The 16,719-nt window shown below is 61.4% G+C and carries 14 protein-coding genes and 3 pseudogenes; 9 read left to right on the forward strand and 8 right to left on the reverse strand.

From position 1 onward, the window contains the following. Window positions 1-2 precede the first annotated feature (2 nt). Together ACFLEY_RS39335 and ACFLEY_RS39340 are read left to right on the forward strand one after the other, a co-directional pair. Window positions 3-296 carry a hypothetical protein gene (locus tag ACFLEY_RS39335; RefSeq protein ID WP_396604392.1) on the forward strand — a complete coding sequence of 98 codons (294 nt, stop codon included), beginning with the start codon at window positions 3-5 and terminating at the stop codon, window positions 294-296. Window positions 297-333: 37 nt separating this feature from the next. Beyond that, window positions 334-1,602 carry an IS256 family transposase gene (locus tag ACFLEY_RS39340; protein ID WP_038952271.1) on the forward strand — a complete coding sequence of 423 codons (1,269 nt, stop codon included), beginning with the start codon at window positions 334-336 and terminating at the stop codon, window positions 1,600-1,602. Window positions 1,603-1,880: 278 nt separating this feature from the next. Here the strand turns inward: ACFLEY_RS39340 and tnpB (ACFLEY_RS39345) are convergent, their stop codons facing one another. Together tnpB (ACFLEY_RS39345) and ACFLEY_RS39350 are read right to left on the reverse strand one after the other, a co-directional pair. Continuing rightward, a complete protein-coding gene (gene tnpB / locus ACFLEY_RS39345) occupies window positions 1,881-2,189 on the reverse strand; it encodes an IS66 family insertion sequence element accessory protein TnpB (RefSeq protein ID WP_060907863.1) in 309 nt (102 codons plus the stop codon). Beyond that, the gene (locus ACFLEY_RS39350; protein ID WP_026192391.1) at window positions 2,186-2,584 is read right to left on the reverse strand and encodes a transposase; all 399 of its coding nucleotides are present in this window, start codon (window positions 2,582-2,584) and stop codon (window positions 2,186-2,188) included. The genes tnpB (ACFLEY_RS39345) and ACFLEY_RS39350 overlap by 4 nt, the downstream gene beginning before the upstream one ends. Window positions 2,585-2,814: 230 nt before the next feature. On the opposite strand from ACFLEY_RS39350, the gene ACFLEY_RS39355 reads away from it, so the two are divergent. Then, a complete protein-coding gene (locus tag ACFLEY_RS39355; RefSeq protein WP_014497799.1) occupies window positions 2,815-3,048 on the forward strand; it encodes a hypothetical protein in 234 nt (77 codons plus the stop codon). Between the two features lie 1,174 nt (window positions 3,049-4,222). Here the strand turns inward: ACFLEY_RS39355 and ACFLEY_RS39360 are convergent. Beyond that, window positions 4,223-5,352, reverse strand: a protein-coding gene (locus ACFLEY_RS39360; RefSeq protein ID WP_396604974.1) for an IS3-like element ISRj2 family transposase whose coding sequence is annotated in 2 segments (ribosomal slippage) — window positions 4,223-5,100 and window positions 5,100-5,352 — 1,131 coding nt in all. Because the reading frame shifts where the segments join, the coding sequence is not laid out codon by codon here. A gap of 571 nt (window positions 5,353-5,923) precedes the next feature. On the opposite strand from ACFLEY_RS39360, the gene ltrA reads away from it, so the two are divergent. Further along, the gene (gene ltrA / locus ACFLEY_RS39365) at window positions 5,924-7,165 is read left to right on the forward strand and encodes a group II intron reverse transcriptase/maturase (protein ID WP_060912726.1); all 1,242 of its coding nucleotides are present in this window, start codon (window positions 5,924-5,926) and stop codon (window positions 7,163-7,165) included. Window positions 7,166-7,341: 176 nt separating this feature from the next. Next, window positions 7,342-7,479 carry a hypothetical protein gene (locus ACFLEY_RS39370; RefSeq protein WP_396604393.1) on the forward strand — a complete coding sequence of 46 codons (138 nt, stop codon included), beginning with the start codon at window positions 7,342-7,344 and terminating at the stop codon, window positions 7,477-7,479. A gap of 11 nt (window positions 7,480-7,490) precedes the next feature. Here the strand turns inward: ACFLEY_RS39370 and tnpC (ACFLEY_RS39375) are convergent, their stop codons facing one another. The 3 genes from tnpC (ACFLEY_RS39375) to tnpA all read right to left on the reverse strand — a co-directional run bounded on the left by tnpC (ACFLEY_RS39375) (window position 7,491) and on the right by tnpA (window position 9,963). Continuing rightward, a complete protein-coding gene (tnpC, locus tag ACFLEY_RS39375; RefSeq protein ID WP_018270215.1) occupies window positions 7,491-9,089 on the reverse strand; it encodes an IS66 family transposase in 1,599 nt (532 codons plus the stop codon). A gap of 195 nt (window positions 9,090-9,284) precedes the next feature. Beyond that, window positions 9,285-9,542 carry an IS66 family insertion sequence element accessory protein TnpB gene (tnpB, locus tag ACFLEY_RS39380; protein WP_396604394.1) on the reverse strand — a complete coding sequence of 86 codons (258 nt, stop codon included), beginning with the start codon at window positions 9,540-9,542 and terminating at the stop codon, window positions 9,285-9,287. Further along, window positions 9,523-9,963, reverse strand: coding sequence for an IS66-like element accessory protein TnpA (tnpA, locus tag ACFLEY_RS39385; protein ID WP_035693717.1), 441 nt, complete (start codon window positions 9,961-9,963; stop codon window positions 9,523-9,525). Before tnpA ends, tnpB (ACFLEY_RS39380) begins: the two co-directional genes overlap by 20 nt. A gap of 84 nt (window positions 9,964-10,047) precedes the next feature. Between tnpA and ACFLEY_RS39390 the strand changes: the two are divergent. The 3 genes and pseudogenes from ACFLEY_RS39390 to tnpB (ACFLEY_RS39400) form a co-directional block, all read left to right on the forward strand. Continuing rightward, window positions 10,048-10,212, forward strand: a pseudogene (locus tag ACFLEY_RS39390) (transposase); the annotation flags it as partial. A 93-nt stretch (window positions 10,213-10,305) separates the two neighbouring features. Then, a complete protein-coding gene (locus tag ACFLEY_RS39395) occupies window positions 10,306-10,704 on the forward strand; it encodes a transposase (protein WP_026193420.1) in 399 nt (132 codons plus the stop codon). After that, window positions 10,701-10,928 (forward strand): annotated as a pseudogene (gene tnpB / locus ACFLEY_RS39400) (IS66 family insertion sequence element accessory protein TnpB); the annotation flags it as partial. The gene ACFLEY_RS39395 and the pseudogene tnpB (ACFLEY_RS39400), both read left to right, overlap by 4 nt. On the opposite strand, the gene ACFLEY_RS39405 reads toward tnpB (ACFLEY_RS39400), so the two are convergent. Continuing rightward, window positions 10,872-13,061 (reverse strand): recombinase family protein, encoded by a 2,190-nt coding sequence (locus tag ACFLEY_RS39405; protein WP_396604395.1) that lies wholly within the window; start codon window positions 13,059-13,061, stop codon window positions 10,872-10,874. The pseudogene tnpB (ACFLEY_RS39400) and the gene ACFLEY_RS39405 sit on opposite strands and share 57 nt — an antisense overlap. 588 nt (window positions 13,062-13,649) lie before the next feature. Between ACFLEY_RS39405 and tnpC (ACFLEY_RS39410) the strand changes: the two genes are divergently transcribed. Further along, the gene (tnpC, locus tag ACFLEY_RS39410; protein WP_224517700.1) at window positions 13,650-15,194 is read left to right on the forward strand and encodes an IS66 family transposase; all 1,545 of its coding nucleotides are present in this window, start codon (window positions 13,650-13,652) and stop codon (window positions 15,192-15,194) included. Between the two features lie 169 nt (window positions 15,195-15,363). Here the strand turns inward: tnpC (ACFLEY_RS39410) and ACFLEY_RS39415 are convergent. Beyond that, window positions 15,364-16,700 (reverse strand): annotated as a pseudogene (locus ACFLEY_RS39415) (IS5 family transposase). Window positions 16,701-16,719 lie beyond the last annotated feature (19 nt).

Genomic DNA, 16,719 nt, shown 5'->3' on the forward strand with positions numbered 1-16,719 from the left:
CCGTGACGGAGCTCGAAGTGAAGATGAGCGTCAACTCCGTCACCAGATTGACGCGAGGCACAGAGATGCGGGAACGCCTTCTGACGCTCGCTCGCGACGGCGTCCCAGACGACAAGATCGCCACAATCCTTACTCGGGAAGGTCACCGCTCTCCCCGTTGCGCCGATAAGGTGCTGCCTATCACCGTTGGGCGGCTCCGTCGTGCCGCCGCCATCAAGGTAACTGCCCAGCGCAGCGAGCTATGGCGGAATCTGGGTGATGACGGTGTGAGGAAGGCGGCGTATCGAGGCGGGTGACGAGCCTGCCAGAACCTCTCGAGGAGAGCGATACGCCATGACCGAGACTACCAATGTTCTTGCTTTCCGTCAGCCGTCCGCGGTTGATGATCCACTGACCGATATCGTTCGAGCCGGCGCGCGGGACCTGCTTGCCAGGGCGATCGAGATCGAGGTTGGCGCGTTTCTGGCCAGCACGGCCAATCTGACGCTGCCCGACGGTCGAGCGCGCCTGGTCCGACATGGGCACGGTCCGGTGCGCGAGATTGCGACCGGCATCGGTCCGGTGGAGGTCGCTCGTCCCAAGGTCCGCGACCGCGGAGCGAGCGGGCCAGGCGACCGCCTCCGCTTCAGTTCGGCAATCCTGCCGCTATGGGCGCGGCGGACGAAGAGCCTGGATGCCTTGATCCCGGTCCTCTATTTGCGCGGCATCTCGACCGGCGACTTCCAGGAGGCGCTCTCGGCGCTGCTCGGCAAGGATGCGCCGAACCTGTCGCCTTCGGTGATCGCCGGCCTGAAGGCCGATTGGCAGGTCGAGTACGAACGCTGGCAGAGACGCGATCTGTCGGCGCGTCGCTATGTCTACATCTGGGCCGATGGCGTGTACCTGCAGGCCCGCATGGAAGATCACAGCGAATGCATGCTGGTGCTGATTGGCACCACGCCGGAAGGCAAGAAGGAGCTGATCGGCTTCCAGGTCGGCGTGCGCGAGAGCGCGCAGAGCTGGCGCGAACTCCTGATCGACCTGCGGCAACGCGGGTTACGGATTGCCCCGCAACTCGCCATCGGCGACGGCGCCCTCGGCTTCTGGAAGGCACTGGACGAGGCCTTTCCCGGCACGCGGCACCAACGATGCTGGTGCCATAAAGTGAGCAACGTACTCGACAAGGTCGCCAAATCCGTGCAGGGCCCCATGAAGAACGACCTGCGGAACATCTATCTGGCCCCACACCGGGCCGAAGCTGAAACCGCGATCGACGTCTTCGTCGAGAAATACCACGTCAAATACGGACGTGCGGTGGAGTGCCTGATCAAGGATCGCCATGCGCTGCTCGCCTTCTTCGACTTCCCTGCTGAGCACTGGATCCACCTACGCAGCTCGAACCCGATCGAGAGCGTCTTCGCCACGGTGCGCCACCGAACGGTGCGGACCAAGGGATCGCTGTCGCAACAAACTGCGAAGCTGATGGTGTTCAAGCTCATCGACGCCGCATCGAAGACCTGGCGGCGATTGAAGAGCACGAACCAGTTGCCGAAAGTCATCGCCGGTGTAAAGTTCATCGACGGAATCGAAGTCATTCCGAACACTGAAAGCCACGCCGCCTGATCAGGCCGCGTCACCCAAAATCAGCCATAGCTCCAGCGCAGCCGATGGGAGCATGACGACTCATACCTCAGCCCGCCCGAACTGGCCCGAAGGCTCGAGATTCCAGTAAACTGGCTCTATGTTCAGATCCGAACCAAGCGTTTGCTAATTGATCGCCAGCCCAGCGGCGCCTATCTCTTCCCGAATACACCATCCGTTCTTCACGCCATCGGAGACCTTCGAAACCACGTCATCGCGCAACTTGATCTAAGAATCTGTCAGCCTAACAAGGAGGGGCATCAACATGGGTGATCGAACAGCGCTTCGAACTGCACGCGCGTCAGATGCATGACGCCGTCGCTGATCTGCGGCCACTCGAAACGACCATCGCGGCCAAGGCGCTTGTAGACCAAAACGAGGCCCGTGCCGTCCCATAGCAAAATCTTCAGCCGGTCGGCGCGCTTCGAACGAAAAACCACGATCAGGCCCGAATGCGGATCGAGCCCAAGCGTGTTTTGCACAAGACCGGCCAGCGCGTCGTGCCCGCACCGGAAGTCAACAGGACGCACAGCAAGCACAATCCGCAGTCCCTGCGCCGGAATGATCATGCGCCGCGCTCGATCGCAGTCACGATCTCCGCGATCCGCACCGCCGACACGTCCGCATCCAGGCGGACCGAAACCTTGCCAATCGTAATCTCGACGGGCCCCTCGCTCTTGCCTGACGCCACTGGATCGCTCAGCTCGATCGACACGAAATCCGCCGCGTCGTCCGTGACCAATGCGAGCCGGCCAGCACGCGCCAATCTGCGCCACGTCGTCAACTGCTGGGCCTTCACACCGTAACGCCGTGCGACATCACATACCCGGGCGTCGGGCTTCATGCTCTCGAAAACAGCGCGCCCCTTGATCTCCGCAGACCATAACCGGCCTCCAGAACGCGTCCGGCGCGTAAGCTTCCCTACAAAGCCATCAGCTTCGGCTTCCTCCCCCGATTGTTCCATCGCCTTCAGTCTCCTCTCGGCTCTCTGACAAGCCAAGGATCGCAGAGCGAAAGCCGAAGCGAAACCAGTCAATCAAATGGGAGAAAAGCTCCGCTTACGATTCAAAGTCTCTTCATAAGACCGATGGTCTAAAGCTGTCGGGGGCTGTGGACTAGGGATCGACCGCTTCGGCAGCCGAGCCACGAGCGTCGCTCCTACGTGATGATACGGAGCGTAGGTGTCGCAATTGTTTGATCTACGAATTGCATGCTCTCGGCATGAATCCGAAAAGCAAACTCTACCAACCCGATCACTGGCGAGGCCGCGCGCAAGCAACGCGAAAGAAGGCGGCAGCGCTCGTTGACGGGAAAGCAAAAGACAGGTTGCTTAAGATTGCCTTCGAATACGACAAGTTAGCGCAGCGCGCCCTCGTGTGGCGGATGCGCAAAAATGAGGACGATACGTGGCCTGAGCAAGAGCTGTAAGCGCTGCTACGGCCAATCAAGGCTTCAGCCTTTTGAACTATACCCAACCCAAGGGCGAGGCTGATATCGCTCAACAAGCATGTCAATCCCGCCTGCTCCGAGCGTTGCGGGAGCGAGGGGCGAGGCGGCCGGGCCGTCCTATGCCATAGGACGTGAGGGCGGAGCCGGCCGCTTGCCCAACGTTCCTTCAGGTCTCTTTGCTTCGTCAGCTTCTCGAAAGCTAGCTTTCACATAACGGTAATGCGGAGTACCAGTTCTCACTTGCAGTCAATCCGTTGCGCCTAACGAGGAAGCCCGGATGCCACCTGCGCGGTACGTCGAGCTGCTACTGGTCATTTTTGGCACTTAGCCGCGGCCGCAACGGCATATCAGTGTCTTTCATTTCAGACATCTGGGTTATACGTCGGAATTCCTATTGCGGTCGCCGGAACAGCGCACTCTAAATCCAGGTCGCAGCGCGAATTGCGCGCCGGCATCAGGTTATTCGCAGCCGTGGCGGCTGCAGCATGCGATAGGCCCTAGAAGCCTCGCGCGGTCGCCATGCACGGGAGGCTGTCAGAAGAAGGCTGTGATGACCAAGTAGATTCCAGCCCAAAGCACCGCATTTATGAGAAGTGCGACGAGGAGCTCCCAGTTCCACCTTCTCTGCGGTTGCAAGAAGGGACGATCGGCGCCGAAATGCTTGATCATTGGGGGCTTTGTTGCGCGCGAATGTACGTCTCATTGCGCTGAGCGCCGGCCAACAGAAATATGCCAAGCTTTGCATGCCTCCTATCACTCATAAGCTAGCAGTCCTCTCTTCATAGGGCGGTAGGAGAAACGATGTTCGTTGCGTCGCGACCACTCGGCCGATTGATTGCTCGTGTATCTTCGGAACGGCAAGGTCGCGTTCGGCCCACGCAGCAAGCTACATGCCAGAAGGTAGAACTGTCGGCAGCGCCTTTCATTTGATGGGTTGGTCAAACGGAGCCGCTGCGCGACGTCGGAGTCGCGACATTCCTGTCGGAAACAAAACCCGCATTACCGTGAGAGCTGGCCCCGGTTGTTTGGACAGCGCCCCGCTGGATTTAAGTGGATTCCTGCCGGGTTATGCTGAACGCGGGGCTTTACGGTTTTGTCGTTGCGTCGGGAGGGCGTAGCCCGACCAGAGCGACGACAAAACCGTCGGCGACGGTCATGCGGCCATCACCATAGCTTGCGTGCCGAAGTAAGCCTCGTCGGGCGTGCGCCCGTCAAGGCTCGAGTGAGGGCGTCCCTGATGGTAGAAGGCCAGATACTTGGCAATTGACGCTCGCGCCTCGGACACGCTGTCGTAGGCGCGGAGATAAACTTCTTCGTATTTGACCGTGCGCCAGAGCCGCTCGACAAACACGTTGTCGCGCCAGGCGCCCTTGCCGTCCATGCTGATGGCGATCTTCGCGTCCAGCAGCACATCGGTGAACTCGAGGCTGGTGAACTGGCTGCCCTGATCCGTGTTGAAAATCTCGGGCCTGCCGTGCTTCGCCAACGCCTCCTGGACCGCTTCGACGCAGAAGGCCGCCTCCATTGTGATCGAGACGCGATGGGCCAGGACCCGTCGGCTGAACACATCGACGACCGCCGCGAGATAGACGAAGCCACGCCGCATCGGAATGTAGGTGATGTCCATTGCCCACGCATGGTCGGGCCGCTCGATCTTCAATCCGCGCAACAGGTACGGGTAGATCTTGTGACCCGGAGCCGGCTTGCTCGTGTTCGGGCGACGATAGACCGCCTCGATCCGCATGCGCTTCATCAGCGTCGCGATGTGGCGGCGACCGGCGTATACGCCCTCCCGCCGCAGCAACGATCGCAGCATACGCGCTCCCGCGAAGGGATAATCGAGATGCAGCTCATCGAGCCGACGCATCAAGGCAAGGTCCTCGGCCGAAACTGGCCGAGGTTCATAGTAGACCGTGCTGCGAGCCAGCTTCAGGACCTTCGCCTGGCGCACGATAGAAAGATCATGATCGCGGTCGATCATCGCTTTGCGCTCAGCAGGCCCGCCTTGGTGAGCGCGCCGGACAAAAAATCGTTTTCCAACGCCAGCTCGCCGATCTTGGCATGTAACGCCTTCAAATCGACCGGCGTCTCGGCCGATGTCTTGTCATGCCCAAACACGCCGGCGGCGCCTTCCAGGAGCTGGTTTTTCCAGATCGTGATCTGGTTCGGATGAACATCAAACAGCTGCGCCAGCTCCGCCAGTGTCTTGTCGCCTTTGACCGCAGCCAAAGCAACCTTCGCCTTGAATGCCGGAGAATGCGTCCGGCGGCTCTTCTTCGTCATCTTCGCTCCTGATTCGCAGCAAGAATCCTCGCCGCTGTCAGGCAGAAAATCCACTCAAGCTACTGTCCGAATTTGCGGGGCCAGCTCTGTGTGCAACGAACACCGGCGGCGACGCCGGTGATGCTGTGTTGAAGATGGGAGTTTGGCCTCCCGGAGCCGGCCTTCAGGGGCAGGCTTCAAACCACCTCATGCTGCCGCGTTCAAAAGGCGCGGTGGTGAGCGATGAGGAAAAAGGCGGTGAATGAAACCGTCAGGTAAGTGACAAGAAGATGAGTGCAAGCGAACCGCCGATGACGTATCGAAATGGGTTCAAGATGCTGTCAAGACGGGCGTGGGGTAGTAGCGCTCGGAGGAGTGTGGGCGGAGCCTGTTTACGGCCCACGCGGCAGCCGGTGCATAGGCGGCATGATCTCGTCACAGGCTTCAACACGGAACGTGGGAACCGGACGCAATGCGTCAGGGGCGGAGCAACCCGTAATAGTGAGGAAGCGGCTGTAATGGCCGTAGAGCAAAGGGGTTGCGTTATCCTGCCGGCGTCACTGCGCCAACCGGGAAGACCGGGAGGAGCACGGTGAACTCCGGCAAACCGTTGCCCATCACCAAGCGGATGGTGTGGGAAGCCTATAAGCTTGTGAAGAAGAAGGGAAAGGCGGCGGGCGTCGATGGCCAGAGTCTCGAAGACTTTGCCGGCGATCTTGAGAACCACCTCTACCGGCTGTGGAATCGGTTGGCGTCAGGAAGTTACTTCCCGCCACCAGTGCGGCGGGTCGAGATTCCTAAGGCCGGCGGTGGGATTCGTCCTCTTGGCATACCGACGGTCGCGGACCGTATCGCCCAGATGGTGGTCAAACGGTGTCTGGAGCCGGTGTTGGATGGAGAATTTGATCCGGACTCCTACGGCTACAGGCCCGGAAAATCGGCCCATCAGGCCATAGAGCAGGCGCGTAAGCGGTGCTGGCAGCACGACTGGGTCGTAGATCTCGACATCAAGAGCTTTTTCGACACGATCGATCATGAACTCTTGATGCGCGCGGTCTATCGACACACTGACTGGATCCGGCTCTACATTGAGCGGTGGCTTAAGGCTCCGGTCGAGATGCCCGATGGATCGGTTCGGGCGAGGACGACAGGCACGCCCCAAGGGGGTGTGGTCAGTCCAATCCTGGCAAACTTGTTCCTGCACTACGTGTTCGACGTTTGGATGAAGGGGTCTTATCCCCACATTCCGTTCGAACGCTACGCCGACGACATCATCTGCCATTGCCGCACGCGGCAGGAAGCGGAGGAGCTTAAATCGGCGCTGGAACGACGGTTTGCGGACTGCCATTTATTGCTGCATCCGGAGAAGTCTAAAGTGGTCTACTGCGCTGACAGCAATCGACGGCGGTCCTACCCGCAGATCCATTTTGACTTCCTGGGCTTTAGCTTCCGCCCCCGTATGGCGAAGAACCGGTGGGGCAGGATCTTCACCTGCTTCCTTCCGGGCGTGAGTCCGAACTCTCTCAAGGGGATGAGGGCTCGCATTCGAGGATGGCGCTTGCCTCAGCACTCGCCGCTTCCGCTTGAAGACATCGCGCGTAGTCTCAACCCCGTCCTTCGGGGCTGGGATCAATACTACGGGCGATTCTACCCGACGGAACTGCGTAGGCTCTATGAGTACTTCGATGAGCGCCTCGGCGCGTGGCTTCGGTGCAAGTACAAGCAACTGAAGGGCCATCGGGGACGGTCGTTGCGGAAACTCAACGAGATGGCGAAGCAAAATCCAAAGCTCTTTGTCCATTGGCAAAAGCTTGGACGGGCTACGGTTGGATAACAGGAGCCGGATGATGCGAGAGTATCACGTCCGGATCTGTGAGCGGCCGAGGGTGAAACTCCCTCGGCCTACTCGACAGCAAAAGGTGAGCGCCTCGCGAGCGTCATGCCGTATGACCTTGCCCCGTGGACTTAATCCAGATTGAAGTTCGCTCTGGCCGATATGAGGACCAGAGCATGAAGCGCAGCCGCTTTACGGAAGAGCAGATCATCGGTAAGCGCGTATTTTACCGCACAGGCTACGCGCGCGGCTGGCCGCGGCGTCGCGTGACGCCGGGCCCCAGCAGTGTCATCGGAACGGCTTGGTTGACCTGAGCGTTCGAACGTCAGCCGCTATTCTCAGCTGGCAGGTTTTTTTGAGCGGTGCAGTTGAACGGCAACAGATCTTCGATATCGGCGTCTGGCGCGCGCTGGGGCAATTCGGTGAGCGCGTGACGTAGCCATGCATAGGGATCGACGCCGCATGCCCGGCATGTCAGCACCAAACTGTAGATCACGGCGCTTGCCTTGGCGCCGGCAACGGTGTCGCTGAACAGCCAACTTTTTCGTCCGGTGCAAAACGGCCTGATGTCGCGCTCCAGAACATTGTTATCGATCGGGGCGAGACCGTCACTGGTGTAACGGGTCAGATAATCCCATTGGTTGCGCGCATAGGCGATCGCCTTGCCGGTCAAGCTTTCGGGGAGGACCTTCGGCGCCTGGTCGTCGAGCCAGGTCCGGAAGGCGGCCAATACCGGCAGGCTATGCTGCTGGCGCAGCCGCAAGGTGTATGCGGCGCGCGTTTCGTCGTCGGGCGGCGTCTGGCGCGCCACCCTCTCGACCTCATACAACGCCTCGAAGAACTTGAGCGCCTGCAATGGCGGACCGCCGGGCGTCTTCCTGGCCTTGAGCGCATCGGTAAATTTCCTGCGCGCATGCGCCATACAGCCAAGATGGGTCGCGCCTGTCAGCGTGCCCCAGGCGTCATAGCCGTCGCTCATCAACAAGCCACGATAGCCGGCCAGGAAGGCCTGAGGATGTTCCTGGCCGCGACCGGGCTGGTAATCGAACAGCACGACCGGCTGCGCGCAGTCCTGGCCGCTGCGATAGGCCCACATGAAGGATTTGGCCTGCGCATCCCGGCCGTCCTCTTTCAGAACCTGGACCCAGGTTTCGTCGCCGTGGACCAGGGGCTGCGACCTGAGCTTTTGCTGTAGCGCGTCATAGACCCGATGCAGATGCAACTCGCTCGCCCGGATCACCCAGTTGCCCAGCGTCCCGCGGCTGATGCTGACGTCGGCGCGCCCCAGCGCGTCCGCCACACGGTACAGCGGCGTGCCGTCGACGTATTTGTTGGCGAGCACCAGCGCCAGCGTCGATGGCGTGGCGACGCTACCCGGCAGCGGCTGCGCCGGCATCGGCGCGGTCACGATCGGGGTGTTCAGCGCGGTGCGCTCGCAGTGACGGCAGGCATATTTGAACCGCACATGTTGCAGCACTGACGCCTTCACCTCGACGTGCAACTGCTCGGTGACGGTCTCGCCCATCCGATGCATCCGATTGCGGCAGCACGGACAGTCCTTTTGATCCTCACCCAGATCATGTTCGACGCGTTGGCGCGGCAGATCGTCAGGCAGCGGCTTGCGGCCGCGTGTCTTCGGTGCCGGCTTTGGAGCCTCCGGCAATCCCGTGTCCGGCACGGCGACCGCCTCGACATCGTCGTCGTCCCGGCTTTCAGCGGCGGCCTGCTCGGCTTCGTTGAAGATGCGCTCCTTGAGCTTTTCGCTCTTCGGCGCGTAGCGGCGCAAGCGCTCCAGGCGCAACTGCTCCTCAAGATGCAGGACGCGTTGCGCGAGTTTCTCGTTCTCCGCCTTCAGCGCCGCGAGCTCGGCCGCGTGCGCCGCGATCAAGGCTTCCAGCTCGTGCGTCGTGGGCCTGCGACTCATCGTAGTCTTGAATCGAAGTCATGCCGCCGCGTCAACCGAGTTCCATGCGGTGGCCGGCGTCATCCGATAGCGCTGATGACGCCGCCCGCATCGAACACGCTCAGCCCACGCTGTGATATTGCCGCACCGGATGACGACGCACCGCCGCGATGTTGATGCCGTCAAGCAGCCAGTGCAGCTCCTCCGTCGTCAGCGTCAGCACCGCCTCCTGACTTCGGGCCAGTGGAATCTGTCGGCCTCCAGCCGCTTCAGCAGCATCCAAAATCCTGACCGGTCATAAATCAGCAGCTTGATCCGGTCGCGGCGACGATTGCAGAACGCGAACACCGCGCGCTGGAACGGATCCAGCCCCATCGACTGCTCGACCACGATCGCCAGGCTGTTGATGCCCGCCCGGAAGTCAATCGGTTCGCGGTGAAGGTAGACCCGAAGATCAGACGCCAGCCGGAACATCGCAACGCCCCAGCGCTTCAATCACCGCCGACAGCAACTGCGCGTCGCCGCCTTCCAGCGAAAGCGTCACGCCGTTGGGCATCGATGCCGTCAGCCGCCCTGCACAGGATCGCTCCGTCGCGCAAACCGCGATCGCGCCAGCAGATCGAGTTGGCGACGGCGACGGCGCGCGAACCGGAACAAAGGCTGGCGCAATCGGCGCCTCCGGCTGGCCATCCCCGTTCTGACGTTGTCGCTTGGCCACCCATTTGCGCAGCAGGTTCGCGTTCACGCCGTGTTGCAACGCCAGCCCCGCCAGCGACACGCCAGGCTGCAGACAGGCCTCGACCAGCCGCTGTTTGCTGGCCGGATCATAGCGACGCCGCCCATTGCGCAACACGCCGACCGTCTCAAGTCTCAAAAGTTCTTCTGGAGTGATCATCGATGGTGTCCACCTCGTTCATGGTGGACACCTCATCCCATCCCCGCGCTCAACTGCATAGGTGCGTAGAAAGGAGCGCTTACGATCATCGGGATTTTGAAGGAGCACGAAGCTGGCGTGTCGGTTGCCGATCTGTGCCGGAAGCACGGCGTCAGCGATGCCAGCATCTACAAATGGAAAGCCAAGTTTGGCGGGATGGAGGTCTCGGAGGCCAAGCGGCTGAGGACGCTGGAGGATGAGAACAGTAAGCGGAGCTTTTCTCCCATTTGATTGATTGGTTTCGCTTCGGCTTTCGCTCTGCGATTCTTGGCTGGTCAGAGAGCCAAGAGGAGACTGAAGGCGATGGAACAATCGGGGGAGGAAGCCGAAGCTGATGGCTTTGTGGGGAAGCTTACGCGCCGGACGCGTTCTGGAGGCCGGTTATGGTCTGCGGAGATCAAGGGGCGCGCTGTTTTCGAGAGCATGAAGCCCGACGCCCGGGTATGTGATGTCGCACGGCGTTATGGTGTGAAGGCCCAGCAGTTGACGAGGTGGCGCAGATTGGCGCGTGCTGGCCGGCTCGCATTGGTCACGGACGACGCGGCGGATTTCGTGTCGATCGAGCTGAGCGATCCAGTGGCGTCAGGCAAGAGCGAGGGGCCCGTCGAGATTACGATTGGCAAGGTTTCGGTCCGCCTGGATGCGGACGTGTCGGCGGTGCGGATCGCGGAGATCGTGACTGCGATCGAGCGCGGCGCATGATCATTCCGGCGCAGGGACTGCGGATTGTGCTTGCTGTGCGTCCTGTTGACTTCCGGTGCGGGCACGACGCGCTGGCCGGTCTTGTGCAAAACACGCTTGGGCTCGATCCGCATTCGGGCCTGATCGTGGTTTTTCGTTCGAAGCGCGCCGACCGGCTGAAGATTTTGCTATGGGACGGCACGGGCCTCGTTTTGGTCTACAAGCGCCTTGGCCGCGATGGTCGTTTCGAGTGGCCGCAGATCAGCGACGGCGTCATGCATCTGACGCGCGTGCAGTTCGAGATGCCCCTCCTTGTTAGGCTGACAGATTCTTAGATCAAGTTGCGCGATGACGTGGTTTCGAAGGTCTCCGATGGCGTGAAGAACGGATGGTGTATTCGGGAAGAGATAGGCGCCGCTGGGCTGGCGATCAATTAGCAAACGCTTGGTTCGGATCTGAACATAGAGCCAGTTTACTGGAATCTCGAGCCTTCGGGCCAGTTCGGGCGGGCTGAGGTATGAGTCGTCATGCTCCCATCGGCTGCGCTGGGCAGTTACCTTGATGGCGGCGGCACGACGGAGCCGCCCAACGGTGATAGGCAGCACCTTATCGGCGCAACGGGGAGAGCGGTGACCTTCCCGAGTAAGGATTGTGGCGATCTTGTCGTCTGGGACGCCGTCGCGAGCGAGCGTCAGAAGGCGTTCCCGCATCTCTGTGCCTCGCGTCAATCTGGTGACGGAGTTGACGCTCATCTTCACTTCGAGCTCCGTCACGGCGCCTCCCCGCCAGACGATCCTAGCCAGGGCCAAGTCGCGCTCACCGCGGTCGAGAACGACCTTTTCGATGAGACATCGCAACAACGCCTTGCGATGCGCATCCGAGATAGTCTCGTCACCCCATATCTGCGGGAGGCGGCCGGTGAGGCTGATGACCTTGTCGTTGAGCTCCTTGCTTATGGCCACTTGTGTGATGGCTTTGGGCGGCGTCTGTCGGGCAAGCGCCTCTTCGGCGGCGCGCACGTCGTTTAGCGCCGCTTCCCATCGACGCTCGAGTTCCGAGGCGACCAACCGATTATCTGGATCAGCTCGGTTGAACTGCCGTTCGGCGAGCGCCGCCGTGTATCGCTTGCGCTCGAGCTCTCGTTCTGCACTGGAGCGTAGCGCATTGTTCGTCTGCTGCTGCACCCGGCGGGAGCGCGACAAGGCATCGAGTTCGGCCGGCGCTAGTGCGGTTAGGAATGCGTCGCCAACGGCTGCATCGATATGGGCGGCGCGGATGTGTTGGCAGGTTGGCTGACCTTCCTGGGTACGCAGGTGATTGCATACATATTCGCCGCCGCCCTTGTAGCGGACGTACATCTTATGGCCACATCGTGCGCACCAGGCAATGCCGTGGAGCAGGAGCTCGCCATTGCGAGGCGCGCCGCGGGTTTTGATGCGCATGTATTCGGCTCGGTTATCTCTGATGACGGATCGGATTTTTTCATAAATTGGCCAGTCGATATAGGCTGGATATCGATCTTTAACGACGATCCGCCACTCCTCCATCGGCCGCGGAGCCTTTTGTGGCAGGGCCCCCTCCCGCTTCGGCGGCCGGAAGCGGGTTCGTCCATAGACAAAGGCGCCCGCGTATGCGGGGTTCTTCAAGATCGCCGCGACGGCAGCCAGCGTCGCGCGCGTCCAGCACAAATCGCCATATCGATCACGACGCGGCAGTTCCAGGTCACGCTCGTTCAACGCTCGCATGACCTTGGCAACGCTGCGCAGCTGCAGGAATAACTGGAAGACGAGACCGAGCCGCCCTTGCACGGCCATGTCGGGATCCTTAACGACCACACCGCTCGGGTCCCGCATCAGCCCGATTGGCAGCATAACCGCAAGTTCGCCGCGTTCGGCTTTGGCCAGCAGGCCGGCGGTCAGCCGGCTGCGGATCGTATGTAGCTCAAGCTCGGAGATCGAACCCTTCAGCCCGAGAAGCAACCGTCCGTTGGGAGTGCCCGGATCATAGACACCATCGCGGTCGGCGATCAGGCAGCCACGTAGACCACAGATATCCAGGAGCGGATACCAGTCGGTACAATTACGCGCCAAGCGGGTCACGTCGATCGACAGGATGAGTCCCACTTCACTCAGGCCAACACGGCCAACGAGTTCCTTGAAGCCGTTACGCTGTGCTATAGACGCGCCGCTCAACCCGAGATCGGCATCAATCACGTCGATGGCCGCCTCACGCCATCCGAGTTCGCGGGCGCGCTGGCGAAGCGCGTATTGAAGGCGCAGGCTCTCCTGATTGCTTACGACCTGATGGGGCGTCGACTGCCGGATGTAGACTACGGCTTTGCGCGCCAAGTGGCTTGGTGTGACCAGCTCGGACTTCATGAGGGATCTCCGCCAAAATTGCGGCGACGTCTTCGACGATCTGGCGTCGGAGCGCGGGCGTCAGCGTCGACCAAAGATCGGCTGGATCCATGCTCATGTGCGTCGGGACAATCCGCTGTCGATAAAAGCTCGAGTAGAGCCTCCATACTCAGCTTAATCTGATTTGCCTCTTGCTCATAATATTCGATTGCGGTTGCTTGAATCAGAAGACTGCTTCCTGCGCGATACTCAACTTCATACGAAGCGGGAATGCCTCGGCCTCGCTGACCGATCTTCCTAATCACTCGATATGAGCGCCCCCACAAAGGATGGTGGGGGTCCCGAACCTCGACCACCTCCGGAAATGATTCGTCAGACTCACTATCAGGGACATTCCTCAATCCCCTCGTTTGAAGGGCTGAACTGGAAGCGAGTGGGCGAACGGATTGTCGCGACGCCAGCTGCGGCGAACTGACTCAGACCCGACAACCTGTTTCGCGCGGGGCTTTGGGATGATAGCTTGCGGATGTGCCGCCGTCCCCCATTGATCCCGCCCGTCTTGCAGCGCTGCCCGCCGATTTGCGCGCGCTCTTCCGCGCGCAGGAAGCGATGATTGAAGCCGAGCGTCGTCGCGCAGACGATGAATGCTCGGCGCGCCTTCATGTCGAGAGTGAACTGGCTGCGTCCAAAGAGAGCGTCGAACGCCTCGAACTGCTCGTGAAGGAGTACGAGCGCGCACGTTTCGGTAAACGCTCGGAAAAGTTCAATCCCGATCAGATGCAACTGGTTCTCGAGGACATCGAGATTGCCATCGCCGAAGTCCAGGAACGCCAGGACGATCGTGCGCGCCGCGCCGGCACGGCGCCGTCCAGCCGCCGGACCAGGCGCGCTGCCCGTGCCTTTCCCGCGCACCTGCCGCGCATCGAGCAGGTGATCGAACCCGAGAACCTCGAGTGTCCCTGCGGCTGCGGCCGGATGGTCCAGATCGGCGAGGATCGCTCCCGCCGTCTCGATGTCATGGCCGCCCAGTATCGTGTGATCGAGACGGTGCGACCGCGCTACGCCTGCGCAAAGGGCTGCACCGGTGTTGCTCAGGCGCCGGCGCCCGCCCATCTCGTGGAGGGTGGCATCCCCACCGAGGCGCTGCTGGCGCAGGTGGCGGTCGCCAAGTTCAGCGAGCACATGCCACTCTATCGTCAGTCGCAGGTTCTGGCTCGGCATGGCATCTTCATCGATCGCGCCGTTCTGGCAGACTGGATGGGAACGGTCGCCTTCCACCTCGCGCCGCTGGTCGAGCGCATGAGCGTCGTGATGAAGCAATCGGGCCGCTTGTTCATAGACGAGACCAGGGCGCCTGTGCTCGATCCGGGCCGGGGCCGAACGAAGACCGGCTATCTGTGGGCTGTCCTACGCGACGATCGCGGCCACGGCGGCGCTGATCCACCAATCGTGGTCTACCACTACGCGCCAGGACGCGGTGGTGACCATGCTGAGCGCATCCTCGAGGGCTTCGACGGCATCCTTCAGGTCGACGGATACCAGGGCTATCATCGGCTCGCACGGCCCAAGCGCAAAGGCGGCGTGCCGCTGCGGCTGGCCGCATGTTGGTCCCACTCAAGGCGCAAGATCATCGCAGCGACTCCGAAAGCCGGCTCACCCATCGCCGAAGCCGTTCTCGCGCGCATCGCCGCACTCTATGCGATCGAGAAGGAGATCCGTGGCGCCGACGCCCCGGCTCGGCAAACGACCCGTAACGAGCGATCACGGCCGCTCGTCGCTGAACTCGAGAGGTTTCTGCGCGAGCAAGCCGCTCGCCTGTCGCCGGGCAGCGAGATGGGCAAGGCGATCGCCTATCTCCTGAACCATTGGGATGGCCTCACCTTGTTTCTCGACGATGGTTGCGTTGAGATGGACACCAATCCCGTCGAAAATCAAATCAGGCCGCTGACTCTGACGCGTAAAAATAGTTTATTTGCTGGTCACGACGAAGGTGGTCGTTCATGGGCGCGCATAGCTTCGCTCATCGCCACCTGCAAAATCAACAGCGTGGAGCCCTACGTCTGGATGAAAGCGACGCTCAAAGCGATCGCAACCGGTCACCCGCAGTCCCGGATCGACGAGCTCCTGCCCTGGTCGTTCGGCCGCACCTCGTAATTCTCCGTCGTTGCCGCCTCCATACCCCCCGCCAACGATTTGCAAACACGTTGATCAACAGACTGCAATCCCCACGCCAAACCTTTGCGAATGGGACGCGAACGTCGCTTACTTTGAATCGCATGCAGCGTTAGATTGTCCTCCGTGAAGAACGCGGACGAGCGCTGATTTAAGCGATCTTTTGAGCCGGGACAGTTTCGGCGAAGGCGCGGATGATGGCACGCAAGAGTTCTGCGAGCCATCGCAGGAGCAGGCCGAAGTTGTAGCCGGCCGCGGCGAGGACGGCGTTGATGCGGTCACCGACGCTGCCTTTGAGATAGTTGCGGTCCATGCGGTGCTCGGCCTTGACGTGACCGATGACGGGTTCGACAGCCGCGCGACGCTTCATCTCGCTCCGGATGGAAGCCGTGACGCGGCGAACCTGACCCGAGATCCAGACCCTGAACCGGTGCGGGTAGTTGTGGCCACGGTACCCTTTGTCGACGTGGATACGACGAGCCTCCACGCCGGTGAGCTTCTCCATGTCGGCGACCACGGGGCCGAGCGTGTGGCCGTCAAAGGGATTGCCGTGCAGCGCCTTGGTATGGAGCACGAACTGTCCACCCTTCGGGGACGTCACGGGGGTGGCGATACTGACCTTGCAGCCGAACTCGTAAGGCGCGCGGGCTTTGCCCTTGCCGATGCACTCGACCTCCGGCGCATGCAACGCATAGACCTTGGGGCCGCGCTGATGCTGATCCTGGCTGCGCACCCGCTGCGCCAGATCGAGCAGCGGGCCGAAGCGCGCTTCCAGCGCCGCATCGCCATCAATCTTGCGGCGGATGTCGCGGATGATCCGGCCAAGCCGCGTCCGCAGGAACTTGAGTTGGCGCCGGGCGCGCTTGAACTGGTGAGCGTGGGTATAGCGGCCGACCATGATGGCGGCGCGCTTGGCCAGGCGCAGATAGCTCTGGCGCAGCGGCACACGGTTGCGCTTGGCAAGCCCGACGAGCTTGGTGATGGCCCGATGCATCAGCCGCGCGTCGGTCGGATGGGCAACGGCCTTGGGCTGCACCGTGGTATCGACCACCACTCGCTCCAGGTCCTTGGGACCGATGGCGCCAGTCTTGTGTGCCACCGACAGACTTTCCTGGATCAACGCGACGAGCTGCTCCTCGCCGAGCCGCTGGCGCCAGCGCGTCATCGACGATCGATCGAACGGCAGCCGGTGGCAGAAGCTTAACTCGCCGCAGAAGTATTGGTAATAAGGGTTCTCGATCCAGCGGGCGCACAGCACCTCATCCGAGAGATTGTGTGCATGTGCTTCAGAATGAACAGGCCGGCGACAAGCCGCGTCGGTAGGCCAGGCTGCCCCGGCCCGGTTTGGCACACCGAACCAAAGCGGTCATCCAGAAACTTCCAGTCGATCAGCGCCGCCAACCGCACCAGCGGGTGGCCCATGTCGATGATTTGATCGAGCGCCGGAAGCAACAGGTCTTTCTGGCGATCATCCCGCGGTTTGCTCATCGCCGTCCCCAATGCCGAT

This window comes from Bradyrhizobium sp. YCK136, assembly GCF_044570075.1.
Classification (GTDB): Bacteria; Pseudomonadota; Alphaproteobacteria; order Rhizobiales; family Xanthobacteraceae; genus Bradyrhizobium; species Bradyrhizobium diazoefficiens.

Bases quoted from the DNA above. Each gene is read 5' to 3' on its own strand.
- tnpB (WP_060907863.1), bottom strand. From the start codon at position 2,189: ATGATCATTCCGGCGCAGGGACTGCGGATTGTGCTTGCTGTGCGTCCT.
- tnpB (WP_396604394.1), bottom strand. From the start codon at position 9,542: ATGTTCCGGCTGGCGTCTGATCTTCGGGTCTACCTTCACCGCGAACCG.
- ACFLEY_RS39340 (WP_038952271.1), top strand. From the start codon at position 334: ATGACCGAGACTACCAATGTTCTTGCTTTCCGTCAGCCGTCCGCGGTT.
- ACFLEY_RS39395 (WP_026193420.1), top strand. From the start codon at position 10,306: ATGGAACAATCGGGGGAGGAAGCCGAAGCTGATGGCTTTGTGGGGAAG.
- ACFLEY_RS39350 (WP_026192391.1), bottom strand. From the start codon at position 2,584: ATGGAACAATCGGGGGAGGAAGCCGAAGCTGATGGCTTTGTAGGGAAG.
- tnpC (WP_224517700.1), top strand. From the start codon at position 13,650: ATGATTGAAGCCGAGCGTCGTCGCGCAGACGATGAATGCTCGGCGCGC.
- ACFLEY_RS39370 (WP_396604393.1), top strand. From the start codon at position 7,342: ATGAAGCGCAGCCGCTTTACGGAAGAGCAGATCATCGGTAAGCGCGTA.
- ACFLEY_RS39405 (WP_396604395.1), bottom strand. From the start codon at position 13,061: ATGAAGTCCGAGCTGGTCACACCAAGCCACTTGGCGCGCAAAGCCGTA.
- tnpA (WP_035693717.1), bottom strand. From the start codon at position 9,963: ATGATCACTCCAGAAGAACTTTTGAGACTTGAGACGGTCGGCGTGTTG.
- tnpC (WP_018270215.1), bottom strand. From the start codon at position 9,089: ATGAGTCGCAGGCCCACGACGCACGAGCTGGAAGCCTTGATCGCGGCG.